The sequence below is a fragment of the Amycolatopsis ultiminotia genome (genome assembly GCF_039536925.1).
Lineage (GTDB): Bacteria > Actinomycetota > Actinomycetes > Mycobacteriales > Pseudonocardiaceae > Amycolatopsis > Amycolatopsis ultiminotia.
The window spans coordinates 1-26500 of the sequence record NZ_BAAAZN010000010.1; the positions used below are offsets into that span (position 1 = coordinate 1).

The 26500-nt window shown below is 70.5% G+C and carries 24 protein-coding genes and 3 pseudogenes; 23 read left to right on the forward strand and 4 right to left on the reverse strand.

All coding sequences use genetic code 11. The features are described 5' to 3' along the window. Positions 1-206, forward strand: a pseudogene (locus ABD793_RS22580) (IS5 family transposase); the annotation flags it as partial. A 101-nt stretch (positions 207-307) separates the two neighbouring features. On the opposite strand, the gene ABD793_RS22585 reads toward ABD793_RS22580, so the two are convergent. Further along, a complete protein-coding gene (locus ABD793_RS22585; protein WP_344863132.1) occupies positions 308-805 on the reverse strand; it encodes a GNAT family N-acetyltransferase in 498 nt (165 codons plus the stop codon). 70 nt (positions 806-875) lie between these two features. Between ABD793_RS22585 and ABD793_RS22590 the strand changes: the two genes are divergently transcribed. From ABD793_RS22590 to ABD793_RS22605, 4 genes and pseudogenes are all read left to right on the forward strand, one after another. Next, positions 876-1799 (forward strand): LysR family transcriptional regulator, encoded by a 924-nt coding sequence (locus ABD793_RS22590; RefSeq protein WP_344863134.1) that lies wholly within the window; start codon positions 876-878, stop codon positions 1797-1799. A gap of 150 nt (positions 1800-1949) precedes the next feature. Beyond that, positions 1950-3137 carry an MFS transporter gene (locus ABD793_RS22595; RefSeq protein WP_344863136.1) on the forward strand — a complete coding sequence of 396 codons (1188 nt, stop codon included), beginning with the start codon at positions 1950-1952 and terminating at the stop codon, positions 3135-3137. Between the two features lie 93 nt (positions 3138-3230). Further along, positions 3231-5834, forward strand: a complete 2604-nt coding sequence (gene clpB / locus ABD793_RS22600) for an ATP-dependent chaperone ClpB (protein ID WP_344863138.1) — start codon at positions 3231-3233, stop codon at positions 5832-5834. A 318-nt stretch (positions 5835-6152) separates the two neighbouring features. Next, positions 6153-6833 (forward strand): annotated as a pseudogene (locus ABD793_RS22605) (hypothetical protein); the annotation flags it as partial. 540 nt (positions 6834-7373) lie between these two features. Here ABD793_RS22605 and ABD793_RS22610 read toward each other — a convergent pair. Further along, positions 7374-7805, reverse strand: coding sequence for a hypothetical protein (locus ABD793_RS22610; RefSeq protein WP_344863140.1), 432 nt, complete (start codon positions 7803-7805; stop codon positions 7374-7376). A gap of 788 nt (positions 7806-8593) precedes the next feature. Here ABD793_RS22610 and ABD793_RS22615 point away from each other — a divergent pair. The 12 genes from ABD793_RS22615 (at position 8594) to ABD793_RS22670 (ending at position 18167) form a co-directional block, all read left to right on the forward strand. Next, complete coding sequence (locus ABD793_RS22615) at positions 8594-9361, forward strand: SDR family NAD(P)-dependent oxidoreductase (RefSeq protein ID WP_344863142.1); 768 nt, start codon at positions 8594-8596, stop codon at positions 9359-9361. 76 nt (positions 9362-9437) lie between these two features. Then, positions 9438-10178, forward strand: a complete 741-nt coding sequence (locus ABD793_RS22620) for an ABC transporter ATP-binding protein (RefSeq protein ID WP_344863144.1) — start codon at positions 9438-9440, stop codon at positions 10176-10178. Continuing rightward, positions 10178-12679: an FtsX-like permease family protein gene (locus ABD793_RS22625; RefSeq protein ID WP_344863680.1), complete on the forward strand. Its 2502-nt coding sequence runs from the start codon at positions 10178-10180 to the stop codon at positions 12677-12679. The genes ABD793_RS22620 and ABD793_RS22625 overlap by 1 nt, the downstream gene beginning before the upstream one ends. A 51-nt stretch (positions 12680-12730) precedes the next feature. After that, the gene (gene pyrE, locus ABD793_RS22630; protein ID WP_344863147.1) at positions 12731-13294 is read left to right on the forward strand and encodes an orotate phosphoribosyltransferase; all 564 of its coding nucleotides are present in this window, start codon (positions 12731-12733) and stop codon (positions 13292-13294) included. A gap of 73 nt (positions 13295-13367) precedes the next feature. Further along, positions 13368-13949, forward strand: coding sequence for an RNA polymerase sigma factor (locus ABD793_RS22635; protein ID WP_344863149.1), 582 nt, complete (start codon positions 13368-13370; stop codon positions 13947-13949). Then, the gene (locus ABD793_RS22640; RefSeq protein WP_344863152.1) at positions 13940-14512 is read left to right on the forward strand and encodes an Asp23/Gls24 family envelope stress response protein; all 573 of its coding nucleotides are present in this window, start codon (positions 13940-13942) and stop codon (positions 14510-14512) included. The genes ABD793_RS22635 and ABD793_RS22640 overlap by 10 nt, the downstream gene beginning before the upstream one ends. Continuing rightward, the gene (locus tag ABD793_RS22645) at positions 14509-14877 is read left to right on the forward strand and encodes an Asp23/Gls24 family envelope stress response protein (RefSeq protein WP_344863154.1); all 369 of its coding nucleotides are present in this window, start codon (positions 14509-14511) and stop codon (positions 14875-14877) included. The genes ABD793_RS22640 and ABD793_RS22645 overlap by 4 nt, the downstream gene beginning before the upstream one ends. Further along, positions 14874-15179, forward strand: a complete 306-nt coding sequence (locus tag ABD793_RS22650; RefSeq protein ID WP_344863156.1) for a hypothetical protein — start codon at positions 14874-14876, stop codon at positions 15177-15179. Before ABD793_RS22645 ends, ABD793_RS22650 begins: the two co-directional genes overlap by 4 nt. Before the next feature lie 106 nt (positions 15180-15285). Beyond that, positions 15286-15732, forward strand: a complete 447-nt coding sequence (locus tag ABD793_RS22655) for an Asp23/Gls24 family envelope stress response protein (protein WP_344863158.1) — start codon at positions 15286-15288, stop codon at positions 15730-15732. A gap of 329 nt (positions 15733-16061) precedes the next feature. Then, positions 16062-16460: a DUF2784 domain-containing protein gene (locus ABD793_RS22660; RefSeq protein ID WP_344863160.1), complete on the forward strand. Its 399-nt coding sequence runs from the start codon at positions 16062-16064 to the stop codon at positions 16458-16460. 16 nt (positions 16461-16476) lie between these two features. After that, positions 16477-17136 carry a TrmH family RNA methyltransferase gene (locus ABD793_RS22665; RefSeq protein WP_344863162.1) on the forward strand — a complete coding sequence of 220 codons (660 nt, stop codon included), beginning with the start codon at positions 16477-16479 and terminating at the stop codon, positions 17134-17136. Between the two features lie 89 nt (positions 17137-17225). Further along, positions 17226-18167, forward strand: coding sequence for a glycoside hydrolase family 76 protein (locus ABD793_RS22670; RefSeq protein ID WP_344863682.1), 942 nt, complete (start codon positions 17226-17228; stop codon positions 18165-18167). Between the two features lie 3 nt (positions 18168-18170). On the opposite strand, the gene ABD793_RS22675 is transcribed toward ABD793_RS22670, so the two are convergent. Both ABD793_RS22675 and ABD793_RS22680 read right to left on the reverse strand, forming a co-directional pair. Further along, positions 18171-19037 carry a LacI family DNA-binding transcriptional regulator gene (locus tag ABD793_RS22675; protein ID WP_344863163.1) on the reverse strand — a complete coding sequence of 289 codons (867 nt, stop codon included), beginning with the start codon at positions 19035-19037 and terminating at the stop codon, positions 18171-18173. A 1352-nt stretch (positions 19038-20389) separates the two neighbouring features. Continuing rightward, positions 20390-21418 carry a LacI family DNA-binding transcriptional regulator gene (locus ABD793_RS22680; protein WP_344863165.1) on the reverse strand — a complete coding sequence of 343 codons (1029 nt, stop codon included), beginning with the start codon at positions 21416-21418 and terminating at the stop codon, positions 20390-20392. A 117-nt stretch (positions 21419-21535) separates the two neighbouring features. On the opposite strand from ABD793_RS22680, the gene ABD793_RS22685 reads away from it, so the two are divergent. The 6 genes and pseudogenes from ABD793_RS22685 to ABD793_RS22710 all read left to right on the forward strand — a co-directional run. Then, on the forward strand, positions 21536-22555 hold the full coding sequence (locus ABD793_RS22685) for a substrate-binding domain-containing protein (protein WP_344863167.1): 1020 nt from the start codon (positions 21536-21538) through the stop codon (positions 22553-22555). Between the two features lie 34 nt (positions 22556-22589). After that, positions 22590-23585, forward strand: coding sequence for an ABC transporter permease (locus ABD793_RS22690; protein ID WP_344863169.1), 996 nt, complete (start codon positions 22590-22592; stop codon positions 23583-23585). Further along, positions 23582-24406 carry an ATP-binding cassette domain-containing protein gene (locus ABD793_RS22695; protein ID WP_344863171.1) on the forward strand — a complete coding sequence of 275 codons (825 nt, stop codon included), beginning with the start codon at positions 23582-23584 and terminating at the stop codon, positions 24404-24406. Before ABD793_RS22690 ends, ABD793_RS22695 begins: the two co-directional genes overlap by 4 nt. A 7-nt stretch (positions 24407-24413) precedes the next feature. Continuing rightward, complete coding sequence (locus tag ABD793_RS22700; RefSeq protein WP_344863684.1) at positions 24414-25283, forward strand: PfkB family carbohydrate kinase; 870 nt, start codon at positions 24414-24416, stop codon at positions 25281-25283. Further along, entirely contained in the window at positions 25280-25915 is a 636-nt protein-coding gene (locus ABD793_RS22705) for a nucleoside/nucleotide kinase family protein (RefSeq protein WP_344863173.1), read from the forward strand. Before ABD793_RS22700 ends, ABD793_RS22705 begins: the two co-directional genes overlap by 4 nt. A 12-nt stretch (positions 25916-25927) precedes the next feature. Further along, positions 25928-26345 (forward strand): annotated as a pseudogene (locus ABD793_RS22710) (SDR family NAD(P)-dependent oxidoreductase); the annotation flags it as partial. Between the last annotated feature and the right edge of the window lie 155 nt (positions 26346-26500).

Below are 26500 nucleotides of genomic sequence, written 5' to 3' on the forward strand. Positions count from 1 at the left end.
CCCGCGACGACAAGGCCTACTCCTCGAACGCGACCCGCGGACATCCGCGCAACCACGGCATCACCGCTGTGCTACCCGAACCTGCCGATCAAGCAGGGCACCGCAGACACCACGGTTCCCGCGGCGGTCGGCCACCCGCCTTCGACCCGGTCGACTACCACGGCCCCAACGTCGCCGAACGCCGCTTCACCCTGCTCAAGCAATGACAAGGCCTGGCTACCCGCTACGACAAACTCGCCATCATCTACCGATCAACGGTCATCCTCCACACCGTGGCCGCTTGAACCAAGACACTGTCAGACACGCCCTAAGTGAGCGCCAGTTCCATCAGGATGTCCGCGCGGGCGTAGTAGTCGGCGACGGGCAGCTGGTCTCGGGTGATGCGAGTGAATCCCGCGTCCTGGTAGAGGTGGATTGCCGGGCCGAGCTTCGAGTTGGTGCCGAGGAAGAGCCGTCGGGCGCGCAGTTCGCGTGCTCTCCTGATTGCGGCGGTGACGAGCCTGCGTCCGACGCCGTGGCCCTGTGCCGCCGGGGTGACGCCCATTTTGGACAGTTCGAGAACGTCGTCCGGGTACCGGACGAGGGCCACGCACCCCAAGATCGTTCCGTTGTCGCGTCGGGCGATCAGGACGTCGCCGCCGGGGTCGATGATCTGTCCGCGCGGGTCGTTCAGCAGCGCGCGGTCCTCGTCGGTGAGCGTGAAGAGCCGGCTGATCCACTCCTCGTTGATCCGGCGGAACGCCTCGGCGTCGTGGTCGGAAGTGCACGACACGATCTGCGGCGCAGCGCTGGTGGACGAAGCCATGAAACAAGTCTGCTCGGCCCGGATCAAGAACTCCAATACCTGCTGTCCGGCTCATTGATAGGTTGCAGATATGGATGGCAGAATCGAACTTCGGCACCTGCGGTACTTCGCCGCGGTCGCCGAAGAGCTCCACTTCGGTCGTGCTGCCCAGCGGGTCCGGATCGCCCAGCCGGCGCTTTCGCAGCAGATCCGGCAGCTGGAAACCTTCGTCGGTGCGGCACTGTTCGAGCGCACGTCCCGTTCGGTCCGCCTCACCGCCGCCGGTGCGGTGTTTCTGCCACGCGCCCGCGAACTACTGGAGCGGCTTTCCGCCGACGTGGCCGAGGCCGCCCGGGTCGCCCGCGGCGAAGCGGGCCGACTCGACATCGCGTTCATCTCGTCGGCAGCGAACTCCGTGAGTTCGGCACTGCGTGCTTTCACCCAGGACCGGCCCCATGTGCAGGTGCGTCTCCAGGAGGGCTTCACGAGCACGACGTTGGACCTGCTGGAGCGAGCAGCGGCCGACCTCGGCATCGTCCGGGACGCCGAGGAGCGGAACGGGATTTCCCTCACCCCGCTCCTCGAGGAGCCGTTCGTCGCCGTCCTGCCGGCCCAGCATCCGCTGGCGGGACGCAACGCTGTCACCGCCGCTCAACTCGCGCCTTGTCCGCTCGTCCTGTTCCCGGCACGTGCCGGGGCCCGCGCGCGTGCGCGGAATCTGCAGCCCTTCCACGAAGCATCGCTGGAGCCCGACATCGCTTTCGAAGGCTCCGAATGGAACACGGTCTTCCACCTCGTCGCGGCAGGCCTCGGCGTGACCATCGCTCCACGCAGTGCGGCGTCGCCGTTGCCTGAGGGCACTGTGGTCGCCGCGCTCGCGGGCACCGACGCACGCAGTACCGTCCAGCTCGCCACCCGAACGGACGACGAACGCCCACTGGTGCGGCAATTCCAAAGCATCGCGGTCGCCGCAGCACCGGTCCGGTCCGGAGCCGAGGACCAGCTCGGGAAATGACCCGCCGCAGGTCTGCGGCAGTACGGTTCCTTCGGTCCGAACGCTTCTTCCCCCCCGGCTCGAGCTGCTACCCGCAGTGGCATTCGCCGGTGTCCTGATGGCTCCTTCCGGACCTGACCCGGCGGCCGTCTCGCAGGTAGCGTCGATCCGGTGACGCGGAGCCGGTTCGCGCTGCTCGGGGCCATGGGGGTCGACAACTTCGGCTCCGGCCTCTTTCTCCCGCTCGCGTTGCTGTACGTGACGCGGGTGGTGGGGATCCCGCTCGTCGCGGCGGGTACGGCGGTCACCGTGGGGGCCACCGCGGGACTGTTCGTGCCGCCGCTCGCCGGCCGGCTGGCGGACCGTGCCGGGCCGCGGGCCGGTGTGCTCGGCGCGCAGTTGCTGCAAGCGGCCGGAGCGTCGGTCTTCCTGTTCGCGCACGGCATTGCCGGCGTGGTCGTCGCGTCGGTGCTGCTGGGTTCGGGGCAGCAGCTTTTCCACAGCTGCCTCTTCGCGCTCATCGCCGAGGTCGCGGGTGACGTCCCGAAGGATCGGCCGTTCGCCGAGGTCGGGATGGTGCGCGCGGGTGGGTTCGGGCTCGGCGGACTGGCCTCGTCGGGCCTGCTGAGCTGGTTCGGGGACCGTGGCTACGGCGTCGCGCTGGTGCTCGACGTGGTCACCTTCGTGCTCGCCGCGGGGCTCGTGACGGCGTTCGTGCGCGCTGCCCACGACGTCGTCCGGACGCGTCGCAGCCACGCGGGTGTACTGCGCAACCGGCCGTACCTCGCACTGATCCTGCTGAGCGGAATGTTCGGGCTCTCGCTGGACTTCTTCCTCATCGGCACGCCGGTGTTCGTGCTCGAACGGCTGCGTGCGCCGCTCTGGTTGCCCGGCGCGATCCTGTTCCTGCTCACCGTCCTCACCAGCGTCGGCGGCACGGTGGCGTTGCGGCTCACCCGCCGGCTCAGCCGGATCGACGCCATGCGTGCCGGCTCCGCACTGTTCGCCGCGTGGTGCCTGGCCAGTCTCGCCGTGCTGCTCGTGCCGCGCAGCTGGCAGGTGCCGTACCTGCTGGCCACGACCCTTCTGTACGCCGCGGGTGACCTGGTGTTCGGACCACGGTCCGGGGCACTCGCCGAGGCCGCGGCGCCACCCGAAGCGAAGGGGCGCTACCTGGCGGCGTTCCAGTACGCGTTCACCGTTGCGCAGGTGCTCGCGCCGGCCGTGGTCTCGTTGTTTTCCGTGTCGTCGTGGCTACCCTGGGTACTGGTCGGTGTGTGCGCTTGCCTGGCCGCACTGGGGCTCGGCAGGCTGGGACCGAGGTTGCCGACGGGGGCTGTGACGCCAATTCAGGGTTGAGCGGAACAGACTCAAGTTTGCTGACGTTATATCTGTCGACGGGCCTTGGTCAGGCCGGTCACCTGGACTTTTCACAGACGCATGAGGTGAGGGATGGACGCTTTCAACCCGACCACGAAAACCCAGCAGGCGATCTCGTCGGCGGCGCAGGCGGCCACCATGGCCGGCAACCCGCACGTGTCCGCAGCCCATCTGCTGGGCGCCCTGCTGGCACAGGGCGAGGGGCTCACCGCGCCGCTGCTGACCGCGGTCGGGGCCGATCCGGAGGTGGTGCACAAGGAGCTCGACCCGATCATCCACGCGCTGCCGTCCGCGACCGGCGCCACCGTGTCGAGCCCGCAGTTCGACGCGCACGCGGTCAAGGCGCTCACGCAGGCACAGCAGCTCGCCACGGAGCTCGGTGACGAGTACGTGTCGACCGAGCACCTGCTCGTCGGCCTCGCCGGCGAGGGCGGGCAGGTCGCCGACCTGCTGAAGCGGCACGGGGCGACGCCGGACGCGCTGCGCGAGGCGTTCGCCAAGGTGCGCGGTTCCGCGCGGATCACCAATCCGGACCCGGAGAGCACCTTCAAGGCGCTGGAGAAGTACGGCGTCGACCTCACCGAACGCGCCCGTGCCGGTGAACTCGACCCGGTGATCGGGCGGGACACCGAGATCCGCCGGGTGGTGCAGGTGCTTTCCCGGCGTACCAAGAACAACCCGGTGCTGATCGGTGAACCGGGCGTCGGCAAGACGGCGATCGTGGAGGGCCTCGCCCAGCGGATCGTCGCAGGCGACGTGCCGGAATCGTTGCGCGGCAAGCGAGTGGTGGCCCTCGACCTCGGCTCGATGGTCGCGGGCGCGAAGTACCGCGGTGAGTTCGAGGAGCGGTTGAAGGCCGTGCTCAAGGAGATCACCGACTCCGCGGGCGAGGTCGTCACCTTCATCGACGAGCTGCACACGATCGTCGGCGCGGGAGCGGGGGGCGGTGCTGAGTCCTCTCTGGACGCGGGCAACATGATCAAGCCCATGCTCGCCCGTGGTGAGCTGCGGATGGTCGGCGCGACCACGCTCGACGAGTACCGCCAGCACATCGAGAAGGACGCCGCGCTCGAACGGCGGTTCCAGCAGGTGCTGGTCGGCGAGCCGTCGCCGGAGGACACCATCGCGATCCTGCGTGGCCTCAAGGAGCGCTACGAGGTGCACCACGGCGTCCGGATCACCGACGCGGCACTGGTCGCCGCGGCGACGCTGTCCGACCGTTACATCACCGCGCGGTTCCTGCCGGACAAGGCGATCGACCTGGTCGACGAGGCCGCGTCCAAGCTGCGCATGGAGATCGACTCGCGACCGGTGGAGATCGACGAGGTCGAGCGATCCGTGCGGCGGATGGAGATCGAAGAGATGGCACTGTCCAAGGAGGACGATGCCGCATCGAAGGAACGGCTGTCGGCGCTGCGCGGTGAACTGGCCGAGAAGCGGGAAGAGCTGACCGCGCTGACCGCCCGCTGGCAGAACGAGAAGGGCTCCATCGAGCGGGTTCGCGAGCTGAAGGAGCAGCTCGAGCAGCTGCGCGGCGAATCGGAACGCGCCGAACGCGACGGTGACCTCGGCAAGGCAGCGGAGCTGCGGTACGGCCGGATTCCGGCGCTGGAGAAGGAGTTCGAAGCCGCCACGGCCGCGAGCGAGGCGAGCCAGCAGAACGTGATGCTCAAGGAGGAGGTGGGCGCGGACGACGTCGCCGACGTGGTCAGCGCGTGGACCGGCATTCCCGCCGGACGCCTGCTGGAGGGCGAGACGGGCAAGCTGCTGCGGATGGAGCAGGAGCTGAATCGCCGCGTCATCGGGCAGGACCAGGCGGTGCAGGTCGTCGCGGACGCGGTACGGCGGGCGCGGGCAGGCGTGGCCGACCCGGACCGGCCGACCGGATCGTTCCTCTTCCTCGGCCCGACCGGGGTAGGCAAGACCGAGCTGGCGAAGGCGCTGGCGGAGTTCCTGTTCGACGACGAGCGCGCGATGCAGCGGATCGACATGAGCGAGTACTCCGAGAAGCACTCGGTGGCCCGGCTCGTCGGCGCTCCGCCCGGGTACGTGGGCTACGACCAGGGCGGTCAGCTGACCGAGGCGGTGCGCCGCCGCCCGTACACCGTGGTGCTGCTCGACGAGGTGGAGAAGGCGCACCCGGACGTGTTCGACGTGCTGCTGCAGGTGCTCGACGACGGCAGGCTGACCGATGGACAGGGCCGGACGGTGGACTTCCGCAACACCATCCTGATCCTGACCTCGAACCTCGGCTCGCAGGCGATCGCCGACCCGGCGCTGGACGAAGCGCAGCGGCGCGACGCGGTGCTGGAGGTCGTGCAACGGCAGTTCAAGCCGGAGTTCCTGAACCGGCTGGACGACATCGTGGTGTTCCACGCGCTCGGCACCGAGCAGCTGACGTCCATTGTAGACATACAGGTGGCCAGGCTGGCGAAGCGGCTCGCCCAGCGCAGGCTGCACCTGGACGTCTCCGAAGGCGCCAGGGAATGGCTGGCGCTCAACGGCTTCGACCCGATCTACGGGGCGCGCCCGTTGCGCCGTCTGGTGCAGTCGGCGATCGGCGACCAGCTGGCGAAGCAGCTGCTGTCCGGCGAAATCCGCGACGGCGACACGGTCGGGGTGGACATCCCGGACCTGAACACCGGGGACACGCTCACCGTCTCCCGCGTCGACTGACGCTCGCGCCCACCGAAGCCGGCGAGCGGAGACGGTTCGCCGCCTCCCTCGCCGGCCCGAGCGAACGGCCCCGTCCTCGTGGCGGGGCCGTTTTCGCTTTCCCGGGCAGCGCAGCCTCGTGCGGACGGCGGGGGCTGGCCGCGGACGACGGCCTGCTCACCGGCGCCGGACGTACGGAGGAGGATCTGCCTGCTCGGTGAAAGACCCGCGAGATTAGCCGATTTGTCGACCCGGAGCCGGTGATTGGCCCGAAAAGGGGCGCGCCGACACGGTGCGGGCGGACGGGTGCGCGGGCCGGGCAGCGATACCCTGACCGACGTGGGTATCTCGGCGTGGATCTGGTTCGTCATCGCCGCCGTCGCGCTGGTGGCGGGCCTCGGCCTGCTGTTCGCGGACCGGGCGAAGGAAGGCTCGCGCAACCGCGAGCGGATGCGCTGGGCCCAGCTGCGCGGATGGCAGTTCGTGGAGGAGGACGAGCGGCTGCCGCGGCAGTGGTCGGGCGGGGCGATCGGCTACTTCGGCGCGGACGCCGCGGTGAACGTCGTCGCGGGCTCCACCTTCACCTCCGACGGCCGCCGTCCGGTGTTCATCTTCGACATCGAGTCCGAGGGGCAGATCCCGGCGGTCGTGGTCGCGGTGCGTTGCAACAAGACGCACCGCGTGCCGGTGGAGATGTGGCTGTCGAGCGTGCCGTTCCAGCGTGAGAACATGCCCGAGATGCTCGGCCCGATCGGCCAGCGTTACGCCTTCGCCGACGACACCGAGGGCGCCCGCCAGGTGATCACCCAGGATCTGGTGGACGCCGCCGATCAGCTCGGCGGCGACGTGGGCGTGGCCTGGCTGGAGAACGAGTGGGTGCTGGCCAGCGTGATCCCCGGCGCGGGCCCGTCACGGCTCGAACGCCTGCTGCGCGACCTCGGCGAGATCGCGGACATCGTGGACCCCTTCGACGAGGACTACGAGGCCACCCGGACCTGGACCCCGGCAGCCGGCACCCCCGCTCCCGACCAGCGCACCCAGACCCTCGACCCACGCACCCAGACCGCCCCGCGCGATCAGCCGGACGTGCACGACCAGGCTGCCCCGCGTGGTCAGGCCGATGCGCGTGGTCAGGCCGATGGGCGCGGTCAGGCGGATGTGCGTGGTCAGGCCGATGCGCGTGGTCAGGCGGGTTCACGTGGCGAGGCCGATCCGGGTGGTCAGGCCGACCCGCGTAGCCAGGCGGGTTCACGTGGTCAAGCCGACCCGCGTGCTCAGGGCAACCCGGTCGCTCAGCGCACCCAGGCGTTCGAGACGTCCGGCAGGCACTCCCCGCGCACCCCGCCGGAAACCCGTTCCGCTCCGGACATCGGGGCCACCTCCCCTGCCGATACGCACGCAACCACCCCGGTCGAAACCCAGGCCCCGTCCCCGGCGGACACCCGGTCGACCGATCGCCAGCCGTCGCCGCCGGAGCCGCGCACGCCGTCGAGCGGGCCGAGCACCTACGGGTCGGTTCCGGCGCCGCCGCCGGACAACAACGAGGAAGCCTGACCGCCGTCAGGTCGAGGTGACCGCTGCGGGGGACACCACCCAGCCGTCGCCGGTCAGCCGGTGCCCGAGCATCCGCGCACTGCGGTGCCGGGGCTGCACCGGAACCGGCGTCGCCAGTGCCGTCGTGGTGACCGCTTCGTCGAGGGTGAACTCCTCGTGGACCGCGCTCTCCGGTTCCGGCCCAGCCGCCAGACCGAGGTCACCGGACACGACGCCGCGGTCCGCAACGTCCAGCCGAGGCACGTCGAGGTTCCCGCTGAACCGCCCGAGGCCGTGCTGGTCCGGACTCTCCGCCCCCGAGCCCGTCACCCCCGGGCCCAGGTCGCCGACGAACCGGCCGACGTCGCCCCCCGCGCCGCGATCGACCCGGACGTCGGCCCCGTACCGCCCGGACCACCGCCCCTCGCCGGCCAACCGCAACCCCGCACCAGGGACCAAACCCGACACCCCAAGGTGCGCCCCCGGCCAGGAACCCCGCCCAACCTGACCCGCAGCCAGGATTTGGGGCGAGTCGGGTGGCCATTCCGCGCTCGCAGCTGCGGGCAGGTCGGGCGCTGGTCCGCCGGTCGGGGGCGGGCCGGATGGTTGGTCCACGACCAGAGTCTGGGGTGGGTGGCCATTCCCCGCTCGCAGCTGTGGGTAGGTGGGGGGTCGGTTGCCGGGCCAGGACTGGGGCTGGGCCGAGTGGTTGTTGTCCGACCAGGGGCTGCGGTGGGCTGAGCGGCTGCTCCCCGGCCGCGCCTGCGGGCAGGCCCGGTGTCGGTTGCCCGATGGTCGGGCCGGGTGGTTGCTCCACGGCCACGGGCTGTACCAGGTCGGGTGGCCGTTCCGTGCTCGCAGCTGCGGGCAGCTGGGGTGCCGGTTGCCGGGCGGTGGTCGGGCCGGGTGGTTGCTCCACGGCCACGGGCTGTACCGGGTCGGGTGGCCGTTTCCCGCTCGCAGCTGTGGGTAGGTGGGGTGCCGGGCCAGGGGGCGGGCCGGATGGTCGGTCCACGGCCAGGGACCCAGCCGGGGCGGGTGGGCGCGCCTCGGTGGTGGGGGCGGGTGGTTGTTGCGTTCGGGGCCTGGCCGGTGCCGGCGCCGTGGTGGTCGGGCCGGTGGGGTGCGCCGCACTGGCGGCCATCTCGGGCAGGTGGCCGGGCATCAGCTTGGTGTGCTTGCCCATGCGGCGGACCTTACTTCGCCGTCTGCGTGAACGCACGCGGCCTGCGACTAGGTTCACCCTCATGACCACCACCGCTGTGCTCACCGGGGCAACCGCCGGTATCGGTGCCCAGTTCGCCCGCAGGCTTGCCGCCGAGAAGTACGACCTCGTCCTGGTCGCCCGCGACGAACGGCGGCTCTCCTTCTTCGCCGGGCAGCTGCGTGCGCAGTACCGGGTCGAGGTCGAGGTGCTGGCTGCCGATCTGTCCGAAGTGGAGGGACGGAACCGGGTCGGGCAGCTGCTCGCCGCCCGGCCGGTCGACCTGCTGGTCAACAACGCCGGGTTCGGCCTCAGCGGACGGTTCTGGGAGACCTCGCCGGACGACCTGCAGCGCCAGCTCGACGTGAACGTGACCGCCGTCCTGCAGCTCACCCGTGCGGTGCTGCCGGGCATGGTCGAGCGCGGCCACGGCGACGTCATCAACGTCTCCAGCGTCGCCGGCTTCTTCTCCGGCCGCGGATCCACCTACACCGCGAGCAAGAACTGGGTCACCTCGTTCACCGAGGGCATCGCGACCTCGCTGCCGCCGGGGCTGCGGATGATGGCGCTGTGCCCCGGCTTCACCACCACCGAATTCCACGAGCGGGCAGGCCTGGTGAAGGAGGGACCGAAGGCGATATGGCTCGGCGTCGAACAGGTCGTGGACGAGGCATTGGCCGACCTGCGTCGCGGGAAGGTGATCTCCGTGCCGAGCCTGCAGTACAAGGCGTTGGTCGCGATCGGTGGCGTGCTGCCGCGCGCGGTCCTGCGACGGCTGGCGGCCGGGTTCGGCAACCGCGACCGTACCTGAGGTAGGGCTGACCCCACCGTCGCCCGGCGAGCTGGCACCAGGGTGTGCATCGCCGTTGCGGCCTAGCGTTCACCGCATGGTGAACGAGGCGGTCCGGCTGCAGGCCGTGCGCAAGGACTACGGGCGCGTGACCGCCCTCGACGGGGTGGATCTGGCGTTCCCGCAAGGCGGGTTCACCGCCGTGATGGGTCCGTCGGGATCGGGTAAGAGCACGTTCCTGCACTGCGCCGCGGGACTGGACCGGCCCACCTCCGGCACGGTGCACCTCGACGGGCAGGAGCTCTCGGCCCTTTCGGAGACCCGGCTGACGAAGCTGCGCCGCGACCGGGTCGGCTTCGTCTTCCAGGCGTTCAACCTGCTGCCCTCACTCACCGTCGCGCAGAACGTGGTGCTGCCGTTGCGGCTCGCCGGACGCCGGGTCGAGGGCAAGCTGGTGGCGCGGATGCTCGCGCACGTCGGGCTTTCCGAACGACGCCGGCATCTGCCCGGAGAGCTGTCCGGCGGTCAGCAGCAACGCGTCGCCATCGCGCGGGCCCTTGTCACGCGCCCGGCGGTGCTCTTCGCCGACGAACCCACTGGCGCACTGGACACCCGCACCGCAGCCGAAGTACTGGCTCTCCTGCGTGAATCCGTCCGCGGTGGGCTCACCGTGGTGATGGTGACGCACGATCCGGTCGCCGCCGCGCACGCCGACCGGGTGGTCTTCCTCGCCGACGGCCGCGTCGCCGGTGAGCTGGCGCGCCCGACCCCCGGCGCGGTTGCGGAACGCATGACGCACCTGGGTGCGTGGGCCGGCGCTTCCGCGGTGGGCGCGTGATGCTTCGGCTCGCGCTGCGTACGCTCCGGATGCGCAAGGGCGGCTTTCTCGCGACGTTCGTGGCTGCGTTCCTCGGTGCGGTCATCGTGTCCGCGTGCGGTGGCCTGATGGAGACGGGCATCCGTGCTGACGCCCCGCCGCAGCGGCTCGCGGCTGCGCCGATCGTCGTTGCCGGACAGCAGGAAATCCGCCTGCCCAAGCATGATCCGGCCGAGGGCAAGCTCAAGACCGAAGCGGTCGCGCTGCCCGAGCGGGTGCGCCTGGACCCCGCGCTGGCCGACCGGATCCGCGCGACGCCCGGTGTGTCCATTGTGGTCAGCGACGTGACTGTTCCCGTGGTACTGGCCGGAAGTCAGGCACTCGGCCACGCGTGGGACTCCGCCGCACTCACGCCGTACACGCTCACCGCCGGGCATGCCCCCGGTGACGGTGAGGTCGTGGTCCCGGCCGGGCAGGCGAAGCCGGGCGACACGATCCAGCTCGCCGCCCACGGCATCACTGCCCGCTACCGCGTCGCCGGTGTCGCGGCCGCGCGCACCACCACCGAACCCACCGTCTTCTTCACCGCTGCCGAAGCGGAACGCCTGGCGGGTAACCAGGTCGACGACTTCGGCGTCTTCACGACCGGTGACCCCTCGACCGTCGCCGCACGCCTGAATCTCGGCGACGGCGTCGTCGCACTGACCGGCGACGATCGCGGCCGCGCCGAGTTCCCGCAGGCGGATGCCAGCGGCACTGACCTCGTGGTCCTCTCCGCGGTCTCCGGTGGTCTCTCGGTGCTCGTTGCGCTCTTCGTGGTGGCGAGCACGCTCACGCTGGCCACTCAGCAACGCAGGCGTGAGCTGGCTCTGTTGCGCGCCATCGGGACGACTCCCCGGCAGCTGCGACGGATGGTCCTCGGCGAGGCACTGGTGATCGGTGTGCTCGCGATCGGCGCGGCTGCCGCACTCGGCCCGCTGCTCGGCCGCTGGCTCTTCGGCAGGCTCACCGACGCTGGTGTGGTGCCCGAGGCCGTCCTGTTTCGCCAGGGCTGGCTGCCGATGACCGTCGCAGCCGGTGCGACGCTGCTGGCCGTAGTGGTCGCAGCGCTGGTCGCGGCCCGGCGGGTGAGCCGTATCCGGCCCACGGAGGCGCTGGCCGAGGCAACTGTCGAACGCCGGTGGCTCACGCCGTTGCGGTTCGTGGTCGCCGTGCTCTGCTTCGGCGGTGGTACCGCGCTCAGCATCGTGACGATCGCCGTGATGACCGGCCCGGTCGCCGCGAGTACGGCGGGACCGGCGGTGATGCTGTGGGCGATCGGTGTAGCGGCGATCAGCCCCGGTGTCACGAAGCTCATGGCGATCCTCCTGCACGGTCCGGTCCGGCTGTTCAGCGGCGTGATCGGCTGGCTGGCACTGGCGAACACGCGGACAGCGGCCACTCGCGTTTCGGGCGCTGTCACGCCGATCGTGCTCGCAGTGGGCATTGCGACCGCCAACATCTACCTCCAGACCACGCAGCAGGCCGTGTCGCAGCAGACGTTCACCGAAGACCTGCGTGCGGACGCCGTGGTCGCCGCTCCGGCAGGTGTCAGCCCGGAGCTGCTTCAGCGCGTACAGCAGACACCGGGTGTCGCAGCTGCTTCGGAGTACGTGACGAGCACAGCCTTCGTCACCACGCCATACGACGAGAGCCAGGACGAGGATGGTCAACCCGCGCTCGGCCTCACTGCCGAAGGCGCCGCGCAGACCACCTCGGCCCCTGTCGCCGCGGGCAGCGTCGGCGCGCTCATCGGTGACACCGTCGCGCTGCCCGAGACCGTCGCTGCCGAACTGCACCGAAGCGTCGATGATCCGGTCACGCTCCGGCTCGGCGATGGGCACGAGGTGACCGTTCGCGTCGTCGCGGTCGTCGCTCAACCCGTGGGCTTCGAGAAGCTGCTCTTCCCCGCTGCTCTGCTCGCCGCCCACACCACTGCGGGCCTCTCACCACAGGTGCTGGTGCGCGCCGAACCAGGCGTCGACCAGGCCCGGCTTACCGCGAGCCTCGCCGAAGCCACCGCCGGTTGGCCGGTCTCGGTCGGCGACCGCGCGAGCCTGCTGGCCGCGCACGCCTCCGGCGACGAGGTCGGCGCATGGGTGAACTACCTGATGATCGGCATGATCATCGGCTACACCGTGATCGCCGTGGTGAACACGCTCGTGATGGCTACTGCGCGGCGTCGGCGAGAGTTCGGCCTGCAGCGGCTCGGCGGCTTCACCCGCACGCAGGTGTTGCGCATGGCGAGCGTCGAAGGCGGCTTGATCGCGGTCATCGGCGTGCTGCTCGGGACGGTGGTCGCCGCGGGCGCGATCGTGCCGTTCTGCTTGGTGACGACGGGTTCGGTGCTGCCGATCGGCCCGGTAGGCGTGTACGTCGCCGTGGTCGCCATCGCTGCGGTGCTCGCGCTCTTCGCCTCGCTCGTGCCCGCCTGGGTCGCCACTCGTACGCGGCCGGTGACCGCCGTCGCGCTCGGGGAGTGACGCGTGCCGCTCACCCCCACGAACGCCGGGGCGTGTGTAAGACTCTCGGCCGTGGCGTATCCCGCGTTGGACCGAACTGCGAAGCTCGAACTGGCCAGGCTGATCACCGAACTGGCCGTGGTACACGGCAAGGTGACGTTGGCTTCCGGCAAGGAAGCCGACTACTACATCGACCTTCGGCGCGCGACGCTGCACCACGCTGCCGCGCCGTTGATCGGCACGTTGCTGCGGCAGCTGACCGCTGACTGGGACTACGTCGCGGCCGGCGGGCTCACCTTGGGCGCGGACCCGGTGGCGCTCGCAATGCTGCACTCCGCGGCGAACGACGGCGTCGTGCTCGATGCCTTCGTGGTCCGCAAGGCCGTGAAGGACTACGGCATGCAGCGGCAGATCGAGGGCGTCGAGGTACGTGGACAGCGGGTGCTGGCCGTCGAGGACACCTCCACCACCGGCGGCAGCGTGCTCACCGCGGTCACGGCACTGCGCGAGGCGGGGGCTGAGGTCGTCGGCGTGGCCACCGTCGTCGACCGGGACACCGGTGCGCGTGAGGCCGTCGAGAAGGACGGCCTCGAGTACCGCTACCTGTTGAGCAAGGACGACCTCGGGCTCAGCTGACGGGATTCGCCTCGGTGACTGCGATCACCCACAATGCATGCGTGACGAACTTCCGCTCCGTGGTGTCCCCCTGATGGAAGGGGGTGCCGTGACCACGACCAACGCGGAGCCCGGCACGCCGCTCGACGACGCGACGCTCGTCGGCCGTGCACGCGACGGTGACGTACGGGCCTACGAACAGCTTGTGCTCCGCTACCAGGGGCCGATGTTCCGGCTCGCGGTGAAGATGCTGCATCACCGCGGGGATGCCGAGGACGTCGTGCAGGAGGTCTTCCTCGGTGCGTGGCGCAAGCTGGGGCAGCTCAGCGCCGACCACGCGTTCGTGGGCTGGCTTTACCGCAGTACGACGAACCGCTGCCTGAACGTGATCCGGGCCCGGCGGCCGCAGGCCGACGTGGACCTGGAGCTGGCCGAGTCACCGCGCCGGAACGAACGGCCGGAGCACGCGGCGCAGGTCAGCGGCCAGCTGGCCGCGCTCAACGCGGCACTGCGGGAGCTCACGCCGGAGCAGCGTGCGTGCTGGCTGCTGCGCGAGGTGCACGGCCGCTCGTATGACGAGATCGGTGAGATCGTCGGCGCGAACCCCACGGCGGTCCGCGGGCGGATAGCCCGGGCTCGCGCGCAGCTGGCGGAGGTGATGAAGCCGTGGCGGTGAACCAGGATTACGAGCTGCCCTGCGGCCGCGAACTGGACACGGTCTGGGACCGGCTCGACGAGGTCGGCGCAGGCCGGGCCGACGAGCACGAGCTGAGCTGCCCGCACTGCCGGACCGCGCGGGAAAGCCTGCTGGCCCTGCGGGAAGCGACGCAGGAGCTGGTGACCGAACCTGATCCGCCCCCGCCGGACCTGGTCGGGCGGATCATGTCGGCGGTCCGCGCCGAGGTGCGCCGCGGCCAGATGCTGAACCTGGGCACGTCCGAACCGGGTGGGGTCGAGGTGAGCGAGCAGGCGGTCGCGGTGGTGCTGCGCTACGCCGCGGACTCGGCAGGCGACGTGCGGGCCCGCCGGGTGCGGGTGCGCACGGTCGGCGTCGACGACGGCGGGGCCGCCCGCGTCGAGGTGGAACTCACTCTCGCGGTGCGGTTGGGGAACGGGGATCGCGGTCAATCGTTGGCCAGGGTGCGAGAGCTGGTCACCAGGGCAGCCGCGGCGCGGGTCGGGCTGTCACTGGAGAAGCTGGACCTGCTGGTGGAAGACGTGTACGAGGACGGGGAATGACAGTCGAGGCCGAGTACGTGATCGCCGATCCGGTGGTCGCGAGTGTCGCGGCGCGTGCGGCGATCGAGACCTCCGGAGTGGTGCGGCTCGAACCGGGCCTGCGCGGGCTCGTCACGGCGTGGACCAGGGCCGCGCGGCAGCGCTGGAAGGGGCTCGAACCGGCGCCTGCCGACGGCGTCCGCGTCCGTACCGTCGAAGGAAGGCGGATCGTGGAGGTCGACGTGGTCACCTCGGGCGTCGACCAGGCTGCCGCGGTGGGTCGTGCGGTGCAGCGGGCGGTCACCCGTGCGGTCGCCGACCAGACCGGGCTGTCCGTCGCCGCGGTGACCGTGTCCATTCTGGACATCGAAGCGGCCGGCCGGTGACCGCGACCACGGCAAGGGCGACCGCGGGGAAGGTCGCCGAGGCCGTCACCGGCGTCGAGGGCCTGCGCCCGGCCACCGCGGTCTCGCCCGAGGTCAGCTGGCTCCCGGTCGATTTGTCCGGTGGCGCGGTGGACCTCACGCCGGATCTGGTCGAGGTCCGGTTGATCGCGACCAGGCTGCCGCTGCCGCCGTTGCTGGCGCAGGCAGGCGCCGCGGTGCGCGCGGTCCTCGACGGCACGGAGTGGGCCGCGACCCCGCTCCGGCTGGTGGTCACCGACCTCGACGGCGCCGCGTTCGGCTGACCCCGCAGATCACCCGATCGGGTCGTGACGATCTTCGCCCCGCGGTGTCGAACCCGTGACGGGGCAAGAGAACGTGGTACCCCACCGCAACCGAGGGAGAGCGCCGATGACCGCAACCCAGTCCGAGACCACCGAGCTGGCCACCCGCCCGGACTCCGGTCCGCTCGTGACGTCGCAGGGCACCACGACCATCGCCGACGTCGTCGTGCAGAAGATCGCCGGGCTCGCCACGCGTGCGGTGACCGGGGTGCACGACCTCGGCGGAGGTGCCGCGCGCACGCTGGGTGCTCTGCGCGAGCGCATCCCCGGCGCGTCGGCGAGTGCCGGACAGGGAGTCACGGTGGAGGTCGGCGAGAAGCAGGCCGCGATCGACCTGCAGATCGTGGTCGAGTACGGCGTGCCGATCGCGGAGCTGGCCAGGCAGGTGCGGCGCACCGTGATCGGCTCGATCGAGCAGATGACCGGCCTCGAGGTGGTCGAGGTGAACATCAACGTCGGTGACGTGCACCTGCCGAGCGAAGAGGAACCGCAGAGCGGCGAACGAGTGCAGTAGCCGGCGTACCCTCGGGGCCATGGACGAGCCTGACCTCCCGGGCCGGCCACCCGAGCGGCCCGCGTTCCCCCGGCGGGAAAAGCCGCCGGAGGGAGCGCCGGAGCAGTACCCGGACGAAACGCCGACCGAGTACCCGATGCGGCGAAACCCGCAACGGCGAACGCCTGCCGAGCACCCGCCGGAATTCCCACCCGGCGTTACGCCTCCGCAACCTCCGGGGTGATCCGGTTGCTCCGGTGGGTCGAACATCACATCGGCTCCCCCTATTTCCCAGGCCTGCACCGGTAATCCGGAGTAAAGTCGCTGGTAGGGACCGGGAGGAGGCGGTGGTGAACGCTGCGGTCGCACACGTTCTTGCCGATGCCACAGTGGCGGTGCACATCGTCGCCCTGCTGTTCATCGGTTTGGGTGGGTTCCTCGCGTGGCGCTGGCCGAAGGTCGTTTTCGTGCACGTTTTTTTTGCCGTGTGGGGCGTCCTGGTGAACGTCACGCCGATCCCGTGCCCGCTCACCGCGCTCGAGGACTACTTCCGCCACCAGCAGGGGCTCGGCGATCTGGCAGGCGGGTTCAACGCCTACTACCTCTACGACACGGTGATCCCGCGTTCGGCCTTGCCCGCGGTGATCGTCGTGGCGGTGGGCCTGCTGCTGTTCTCCTACGTCGGGGCGTACTACCGCTGGCGGCAGCGGCACCACGACAGTCCGGCGCACGAGCTCCGGGTGGGCTGAGCGAGAATCGTCTTCCGTGACCACGGAACCGCACGAACCAGGCCCCACCGAATGGGGCACCCGCGAAGAGGTGGGCGTCGGGCCGTGGCCCGGGGACCGGCCGGACGACCCGCGCTACGATCCCGAACTGCTGGACGTCGGTGACCGGCGCAATGTGGTGGACGCCTACCGTTACTGGCGGCGCGAGGCCATTGTGTCCGATGTGGATGCCCGGCGGCATCCGTTCCACGTCGCGATCGAGAACTTCCAGCACGACCACAACATCGGCACCGTGGTGCGCACCGCCAACGCGTTCGCCGCGGCCGAGGTGCACATCGTCGGCCGTCGCCGCTGGAACCGGCGCGGGGCCATGGTGACCGACCGCTATCAGCACCTGCGTCACCACGACGACGTCGCCGGGCTGCTCGAGTTCGCCGGGACAGCCGGGCTCACCGTGGTCGCGGTCGACAACACCCCGGGTGCCGAACCACTCGAAACGGCTGAGCTGCCGCGTGACTGCGTACTGCTTTTCGGCCAGGAAGGTCCAGGGCTGTCCGAGGCCGCGCAGGCGGGAGCGACGCGGGTGGTGTCGATCGCCCAGTTCGGCAGCACGCGTTCGATCAACGCCGGGGTGGCCGCCGGGATCGTCATGCACTCCTGGATCCGCCGGCATGCGGACCTGTCGAAGGCCTGGTGAACGTGGACAGCGCCGCAGTGGACCCGGCCGCTCGGGCTGCCGCGGCCGAACAGGCGGTGCGCACCCGGCACCTGCGTCGCGTGTGGGGGATGCCGGGCACGGCACTCGGACGCAGCGGCTGGCCACCGACCTTCGGACAGCGGCTGCACTGGCACTGGAACTACTGGTGGCAGGCGCATTTGCTGGACTGCCTCGTGGATGCCCAGCTTCGTGCGCCCGATCCCGAGCGGGCACTGCTGATCGCCCGGTTCGTGGCTTCCGTGCACCGGCGCAACTTCGGCACCTGGCTCAACGATTTCTACGACGACATCGCGTGGCTCGGTCTTGCCCTGCAGCGGGTTCGTGGCCTCAATTTGTCTACAGTGGACTCAGCCATTGCGGAAATCGGCGCCCGGCTGCACGAGGGCTGGACCGACGAGCTGGGTGGCGGCATCTGGTGGCGTCGTGGGGATCGGTTCAAGAACGCACCGGCCAACGGTCCCGCGGCGATCTTCCACGCCCGCGAGGGCGACGCCGAGCGGGCCGGCGCGCTGACCCGGTGGCTCTCGGCTACTCTCGTCGACCCGGCGACCGGACTGGTCTGGGACGGGATCCGGGCGGATACCGGTGCACTGGTGAAGAACATCTTCACCTATTGCCAAGGAGTTTACCTCGGCGCTTGCCTTGAACAGTCCGATGTGGACGCTGCGGCCCGCACGGTTCGCGCGGTGGCGGCACAGCTCGCGCCCGAGGACGTACTGCGCGGGCAGAACGGCGGTGACGGTGGACTGTTCGCCGCGATCCTGGCCCGCTACCTTGCTCTCGCCGCGGTCCGGCTGCCGAGGCCGGAGGCGGCGGTCGCGCGGCGGATCGTCGTCGCCTCGGCGGATGCGTGCTGGCGTGGTGCGAGTGCGGCACCGGGCGGTCCGCTGTTCAGCGCGGAATGGTCTCGCGGCGCACCGGCGCCGCCGCTTGGCGAGGTACCGGAACGTGATTTGTCTGTCCAAATCGGAGCGTGGATGCTGCTGGAGGCTGCGGCGACGCTGTACTGAGCTTCAGCAGCCGCAGGACCCGCGGTGCAGGAACCGCGGCGCGAGCCGGACTGCCTCCGGCCTGCGCTCCGGCTCCCGGCAGCGTTCGACCAGCAGCTGGATCGCGCGACGGCCCATCTCCGAGATCGGCTGCGCCATCGTGGTGATGCCCGGCGAGACGGTGCGGGCCCAGTCCATGTCGCCGTAGCCGACCACGGCGAGCTCCGATCCGATGCGGATCCCGCGGCGGTGCGCCTCCCACTGGACCCCGATCAGCATCGCCTCGCCTGCCACGGCGATCGCGGTCGGGGAAGGCCAGCCGTCGAGCAGTTTCCCCGCGGCGCGGGCGGCCCCGCCTGCGGAGGACATGCCGCACGCGACCAGTTCCGGGTTGTACCGCAGTCCGGCGCGTTCGAGCCCGAACCGGTAGCCGAGTGCGCGTTCCTCGCTGACGGTCGACCCGGATTCGCCGGTGATCAGCGCGATCCGCCGGTGCCGTCGCTGCGCAAGGTGTTCGACGAGTGCGGACATCGCCTGGATGTTCTCCGAGCCGACCTGGTCGATGTCGTTGCGCCCGGCGATCCGGTCGACCAGCACGGTGGGCACGCCCATCCGCACGAGACCGTTGACCACCGCGTCGTCGCCCGGTGCCGGAACCAGCAGCACCCCGTCGACCCGGTCGGCCCGCAACGCCCGTACGACTGCGGCCTCTTCGCGGACGGAATCCCCGGTGTCGGCCAGCAGCAGGTCACAGCCCGCGCGCGCCGCGGCACCCCGGACAGCACGCAGCAACCGATCGTTGTACGGGTTGGAGTGCCTGCCCAAAGCCACCCCGAACCGATGCGTGACCGGCGGGTCCCACAGCGGAACCTCCGGCGCCAGAGCGGTCATCATCCAGGTCCAGGCCCTCGTCGTCGTCCTACCCTACGGTAACCACTACCCCACCCCCACCGAGAGTGCGAACGACCATCGAGTTCGGAGAATCACCAGTGTGAGTGAACCGCCCATGTGGGTGACACTGAGGGTGAACGCAACACCCCCCGCATCCAACCGGTACGGCGGTGCCGCCGGCGCCCACACGGAGTCGCAGACAGGCGCACCGGCACACAGGCGACAGCCGAATTCGGCGAGCGCGGCGCGGTGGTGGCCGTGCTTGGCGAGTGCGGCGCGGTGGGTGCCCGGGTTTGGTGAGTGGCGTGTGGTGGCGGCCGTGCTTGGCAGGCAACTTGGTGACGCGGGTTGGCGGACTCGGTAGGCGGGGTCGGCAACCGGGGATTGGCAGCCGCCGGGCTTGCCGGGTGAGGTTGGCGGTCCGGGTCAGTGGGTGAGGTTGGTGATGGCCGGGCTCGGCTGGTGCGGTTGGTGGCCAACGGCTTGGGCTGCACCCGGCGTCCGGGGATTGGCGGCGGCCGGGCTCGGCAGTTCAGGTTGGGAGCGGCGGCCAGGCTTGCCAGGTGGGATTGGCGGCTGGACTTGGCGGCCGCGGCTTGGCGGCGGGACTGCGCGTTCCGGCTCAGTAGCTGGTCAGTTGTGGTGGCCAGGTTGGCGACCGAGGTTTGTGGCCGAGCTCGGTCACAAGGTTCGTGGTGAGTTCGGTGGCCGGGTTTGGTCGGTGGAGCCGGAAGTTTGGTCAGCGGGTGAGGTTGATGGCCAACGTCGACAGCTCGGGTCGGCGGCCAAGGTTGACGGCTTGGGCTGGTGGCCAACGTCGATGGCTCGAATCGCCGGTCGAGGCGGGTGAGGTGGCGGCTCGATCGGCGGGCGAGGTGGGCGGTGCGAATCGGCGGGCGAGGACGACGGCCCGTGTCGGTGGGTAAGGACGACGGACCGGGTCGGCGGGTGAGGTGGCGGCTCGAATCGGTGGGTGAGGTGGGCGCCCCGGGTCGGCGGGTGAGGTGGGCGGTCAAGGTTGCCGGCTCGGGGTGGTGAGCGGCGCGGATCCCGGGCCCGGCTCGGTTGAGGTTTCCTGGGTTGCCCTGCCTCGGCCCGGCCGGCTGGTGTTCGCCCAACGCCGCGTGGCTGAGGCTCGGGCGGTTGGCGTCGGGCTGCTGAGCCTTGCGCTGTTCAGCGCGGAGTCGCTCGGTGGTCGGTCTCCCGATGCTGCGTCGCTGAGTCTCGAGCTGCCCAATGGTGCCAAGCCTCGTGTTGCTGGGTCTCGGGTCGTTCGGTGTCGGGGCGGTAAGAGTGTCGCGTCGGTGTGCGGTCGGGACGCGAGGGTTGTTCGGTTCTCTGGGGGGCGTGGATCAGCTCGGTCCTTGGCAGCCGCAGGATTCGCGGTGGCGCAGGGTTGGCGGCAGGCGCACTGTTTCGGCCTGACGGGTCGGGTCGGACAGGCGGGCCAGCAGGAGCTGTACGGCTCGTCGGCCGATGGCTTCGATCGGTTGGGCCATGGTGGTCAGGGGCGGGTCCACGAACTCCGCCCATTCGACGTCGTCGTACACCACTACCGGCAGGTCCCGGCCGAGGCGCAGGCCGCGGCGGCGGGATTCGTGCAGGACGCCGACCATCATGCTGTCGTTCGCCACCACCAGGGCCGTCGGCGGTTCGGGCAGGGCCAGCAGGGTGCTCAGCGCCAGTGCGCCGCCTGCCCGCGACGAATGCCCGCACGTCACCAGGTCGGGCGCCCAGGTCAGGCCGGCCCGGCCAAGGCCGAGGCGGTAGCCGAGCACGCGTTCGTCACTCGTGGGGAGGCCGGGTGCGCCGGAGATCATGCCGATCCGCCGGTGGCCCAGTGCGGCGAGGTGCGCGGTCAGCGCCGAGGTCGCCTGGATGTTCTCCGCGCCGACCTGGTCCACGTCGGTGCGGGTGGTGAGCCGGTCCATCAGCACGATCGGGACATCCAGCGAAACGAGCTCGTCGATCACCGCACCTGCGCCGGGAACCGGGGTGACCAGCAGGCCGTCCACCCGCCGGGACCGCAAGGTCCGGATCACGTCCCGTTCGGTGTCCGCGGTGTCGTGCGTGTCCGCCAGCAGCACGGTGTAGCCGTTGGCCGACGCCTCCTGTTCGATCGCCTGCATGAGCGCGGCGAAGTACGGATTGGCGACCAGTGAGATGGCCATGCCGATCGACCGGGTGCCGCCGGTGACCAGGGAGCGCGCGATCGCGTCGCCGGTGTACCCGGTAGTCTCGATCGCCCGCAGCACGGCGGCCTTCGTGTCCTCGGCGACCGCGCGCGTGCCGTTGACGACGTGCGAGACCGTCGTGATGGACACACCGGCCATCTCCGCGATATCCCGCTGCGTCGGACGGGCCGAGCGGGGTCGGGGCATGTCAATCCTTCCTCGGACGCAGTGGCAAGCGTTTGCGCAAACGCTTGCGCCATGGCACGAGTCTGTCTACGTTCCCGTCCATCGGCAAGTTCGCACCTCGATTCGGAGGGCATCTCCATGAGACAGCGCAGTCTCACCGCACTGGCACTGGCGGCCGCAGTCGCGGTCGGCACGGCCGGCTGCACGGTCGAGCGCCACTGGGGTGGCAACACGGCAAAGCCGGGTGGTGGCAAGGCCAAGGTCGGCCTGGTCACCAAGACCGATACCAATCCCTACTTCGTCGAGTTGCGCAATTCCGCGGCGGCCGCGGCCAAGGCGAACGGCGCCGAGTTCAGCGCGTTGGCCGGGCAGTTCGACGGGGACAACGACGGTCAGGTCCGGGCGATCGAGAACCTGATGCAGCAGGGCGTGAACACCATCCTGATCACGCCGAGCTCGTCCACCGGCGTGCTCAAGGCGATCAAGGACGCCCGTGACGCCGGCGTCCTGGTGATCGCGCTCGACACCGCCACCGAACCGGCCGACGCGGTCGACGCCACCTTCGCCACCGACAACTTCGCCGCCGGTCAGCAGGAGGGTGCGTACGTGAAGGCGGCGCTCGCCGGCACCGATCCGAAGCTGCTGATGGTCGACGGCACCGCCGGTTCCTCGGTGGACACGCAGCGGCACGGCGGATTCCTCAAGGGTATGGGGCTCACCGATTCCTCGCCGGCGATCAAGGGGCACACCAACGCCAACGGTGACCAGAGCCTCGCCCAGCAGGGCATGGAGAACCTGTTGCAGCGGACCACCGATCTGAACTCGGTGTACTCGATGAACGAGCCGATGGGCCGCGGTGCCTATGCCGCGCTGAAAGCCCGCGGGCTCACCGGCCAGACCGTGCTCGGTTCGATCGACGGCGGCTGTGAGGGCGTGCAGAACGTGAAGAGCGGGCAGCTGGCCGCCACCGTGATGCAGTTCCCGAAGAAGATGGCCGAACAGGGCGTGCTCGCCGCGCTCGACTACGCGAAGACCGGGAAGAAGCCGGACGGGTTCGTGAACACCGGCTCCACCGTGATCACCGACAAGCCGATGCCCGGCGTCGAGAGCAAGGACACCGCATGGGGCCTGCAGAACTGCTGGGGAGGCACCGAATGACGACCTCAGACGCACTTTTTCCCGCGGAGGCGAAATGACTACCGCAACGGTGAACGGGGTCAGGGAACGGGAATCGCTCGGGGAGTTCCTGCTGCGCGCACCCGCGGTCGGGCCCGCGCTCGCGTTGGTCGTCGCGGTCGTGGTGTTCTCACTGGCCACCGACACCTTCTTCGACCTGGACAATCTGTCCACAGTGGTCCAGCAGTCGCTGGTGGTCGGTACGCTCGCGCTCGGCCAGACGCTGATCATCCTGATCGCGGGCATCGACCTGTCGAACGCGTCCTCGATGGTCGTGGCCACGCTGGTGATGGCCAAACTCGCCGCGGCAGGCGCGAACGGGTTCGTCGCACTCGTGGTCGGCGTGGTGCTGACCATCGTGGTCGGCCTGTTCATCGGCACACTGGCCACCCGGATCAAGCTGCCCGCGTTCATCATCACGCTCGGCACCTTCACCGGCCTCACCGCGGTGGCCAAGCTGATCGCGGGCGGACAGGCGGTGCCGGTGACCGACGGGCTGCTGCAGTGGCTCGGTACCAAGCGGTACCTGTTCGGCGGCATCCCGATCACCTACGGTATGACGCTCGCGCTGATCATGTTCCTCATCGTCTGGTACGCGCTGACGAAGACCGCGTGGGGCAAGCACGTCTACGCGGTGGGCAACGCGCCGGAGTCGGCGCGGCTGTCCGGGATCAAGGTCAACCGCACGGTGCTTTCGGTGTACCTCGTCGCCGGCCTGTGCTTCGGCATTGCCGCATGGCAGGCGCTCGGCCGCACGCCGAACGCCGACCCGAACCAGTTCCAGCTCGGCAACCTCGACTCGATCACCGCCGTGGTGCTCGGCGGCACCAGCCTGTTCGGCGGCCGCGGTTCGGTGCTCGGCACGTTGATGGGTGCGCTGGTCGTGGCGGTGCTGCGCTCCGGGCTGACGCAGATGGGCGTGGACGGCAACTACCAGGACCTCGCCACCGGCGCGCTGCTGATCGCCGCCGTGGTCGTGGACCGGATCGCACGGAGGCAGCAGCAGTCATGACTTCCGAGAACTCGCGGCAGACCACGCTTTCCGCGCGTGGTCTGGTGAAGCGCTACGGCCGGGTCACCGCCATCGACGGTGCCGACTTCGATCTGTACCCCGGCGAGGTGCTCGCCGTGGTCGGCGACAACGGTGCCGGCAAGTCGAGCTTGATCAAAGCCCTTTCCGGTGCACTGATCCCGGACGCCGGGGAGATCAAAGTGGACGGGAAGACGGTCCACCTCAAGTCCCCTTTGGACGCTCGGCACTACGGGATCGAGACGGTGTACCAGGATCTGGCGGTGGCACCCGCACTGGACATTGCCTCGAACATGTTCCTCGGCAGGGAAAAGCGGCTGCGTGGACCGTTCGGCCTCGGTGCGCGCAAGCTGGACACCGCGGCCATGCGCGAGCAGGCACAGCAGATCCTCGACGACCTCGGCATCCAGGTCAAATCGATCACGCAGCTGGTCGAGACGCTCTCCGGCGGGCAGCGTCAAGGCGTCGCGGTGGCGAGGGCGGCTGCGTTCGGCACCAAGGCGGTGATCATGGACGAACCGACGGCCGCGCTCGGCGTCGCGGAGTCGGCCAAGGTGCTCGAGCTGATCGGCCGGATCCGCGACCGCGGCCTGCCGGTGGTGCTGATCAGCCACAACATGCCGCACGTTTTCGACATCGCGGACCGGATCCACGTGCACCGCCTCGGCAAACGGGTCGCCTTGGTGTCGCCGCAGACGCATTCCATGAACCAGGTCGTCGGCCTGCTCACCGGTGCGCTGCGGCTGACCGAGGACGGCGAGGTCGTGGAGGTCGCGGCCACCACGCACGCAGGGCTGACCTGAGGTGCGCGTGCTGCTGGCGGGCCTGTGCACTGTCGACGTCGTCCAGCGGGTTGCCGAATTCCCGGAGCCGGGCGAGAAGGTGCAGTCGCTGCGGGTGGACGTCGCGGCCGGTGGGCCGGCGACGAACGCCGCGGTGACGGTGGCCGCGCTCGGTGCCGGGGCGACCCTCCTGACGGCACTCGGTGCGCATCCGCTGGCCGCACTCGCCAGGACCGACCTCGAAGCCGCCGGGGTCGACCTGGTCGACCGCGCGCAGGGGAACACCGATCCACCGCCGGTCAGCGCGGTCGTGGTGCGCGACGGCGACGGGGAACGCACCGTCGTCTCCCGCAACGCCGCCACCGCCGAGGCGCTGACCCTGCCCGAGCCGACCGCGTTGTTCGACGGTGCCGGCGCGGTTCTGCTCGACGGGCACCACCCCGAGCTGGCGCTCGCGGTGGCCCGCGAAGCCCGCCGCCGGGACGTGCCCGTGCTGCTGGACGCCGGGAGCTGGAAACCCGTGCTGGACGAGCTGCTGCCGCTGGTCGACGTCGCCGCGTGCGCGGAGCGGTTCCGGGCGCCCGGCCCGGGGCTGCGCGAACGCGGAGTCCCGGTGGTGATCACGACCGCGGGCCCGGGGCCGGTGCGCTGGAGCACTAAGGAAGACTCGGGGGAGGTCCCGGTGGCCGGTGTCGAGGTACGGGACACGCTGGGCGCCGGCGACGTGTGGCACGGCGCGCTGGCGTTCGCCGTGGCGACGCTCGGGCATTCGGTACCCGGCTGGATCCGGTGGGCGAACGAGGTGGCCGCGGAACGCGTCCGGCACGTCGGTCCGCGATCGTGGACCGACGCGGTCGGGCCGCGGGCAGTGAAGAACGTGGGAGAGGGAGTGCGATGACGGCGTTCGAGGACCTTCAGGCGCGGGCCGAGGAGCTCGCCAAGCCGCGGGAACGGCACGTGCTCGGCATCGTCGGCGCGCCTGCCTCCGGCAAGACCACGCTGGCCTGGGCGCTGGCGAACGCGCTCGGTTCGCGGGCCGCGGTGGTCGGTATGGACGGGTTCCATCTGGCACAGGTGGAGTTGCAGCGGCTCGGCAGGGCCGAGCGCAAGGGCGCACCGGACACCTTCGACGCGGCGGGCTACGTGCAGCTCATCCGGCGGCTCGCGGAGGGCCGCGAGACGGTCTACGCGCCGGAGTTCCGCCGCGAGATCGAGGAGCCGATCGCCGGCGCGGTACCGGTCGCGCCGGAGGTTCAGCTGGTCATCACCGAGGGCAACTACCTGCTGGTGCCGGACGACCCGTGGAGCGGCGTGCGGCGGTACCTCACCGAGGCCTGGTACCTGGCGCCGGACGAGCCGGAGCGGATCGAACGGCTCGTTTCGCGGCACCGCCGTTACGGCCGGTCACTGGTCGAGGCCCGGCAACGCGCGCTCGGTTCCGACCAGCGCAACGCCGACCTCATCGAGAGCACCCGGGACCGCGCCGACCTGATCCTGGAGAACCTGCCGCTGCAGAACTTCGCGCTGTGAAGGCGGGGAGGAAGGTCGGAAGACGTCGTGGTGAACTGCTCCGGCGATCCGGCACCGGCGGAGCAGGTCGCCGGGCGAGTCCGCGAACGGGGCAGGACAGCTTGGGCGATGCACGCGGATGTCACGGACGAGCAGAGTGCCGAGACCGTGCGCCGGGTGCCGGCGGGCAACGTCGGCGGGGTGTTCCTGTGCTGCCGGGAGGCGGTCCGGCGGATGTCCACCGAGCACGGCGGACCGGGTGGCGCGATGGTGAACATCTCCTCCACGGCCGCGCGCTCCGCTTCGGCCGGTGAGTGGGGTGCACTACGCGGCGTCGAAGATTGCGGTCAACACGCTCAGCATCGGCCTCGCGGAGGCGGTGCTCTGGCTGCTCTCACCCGCGGCGTCCTACACCGTGGGTGCGGTTCTCGAGGTCGGCGGCGGTCGGTGACCTTGTCTCCCAGTGTGTGGGAGGCCGCAGGTGGCGCCGCCATTCCGGATGCGGACAGCGGCGGGAGAAGGTCACCGGAGATCACGATTCGTGGCGGATGTCGGTGAACTCACCCGTACCGGCACCCCCGCTGTGTCACCCTGAGGACGCCCCGG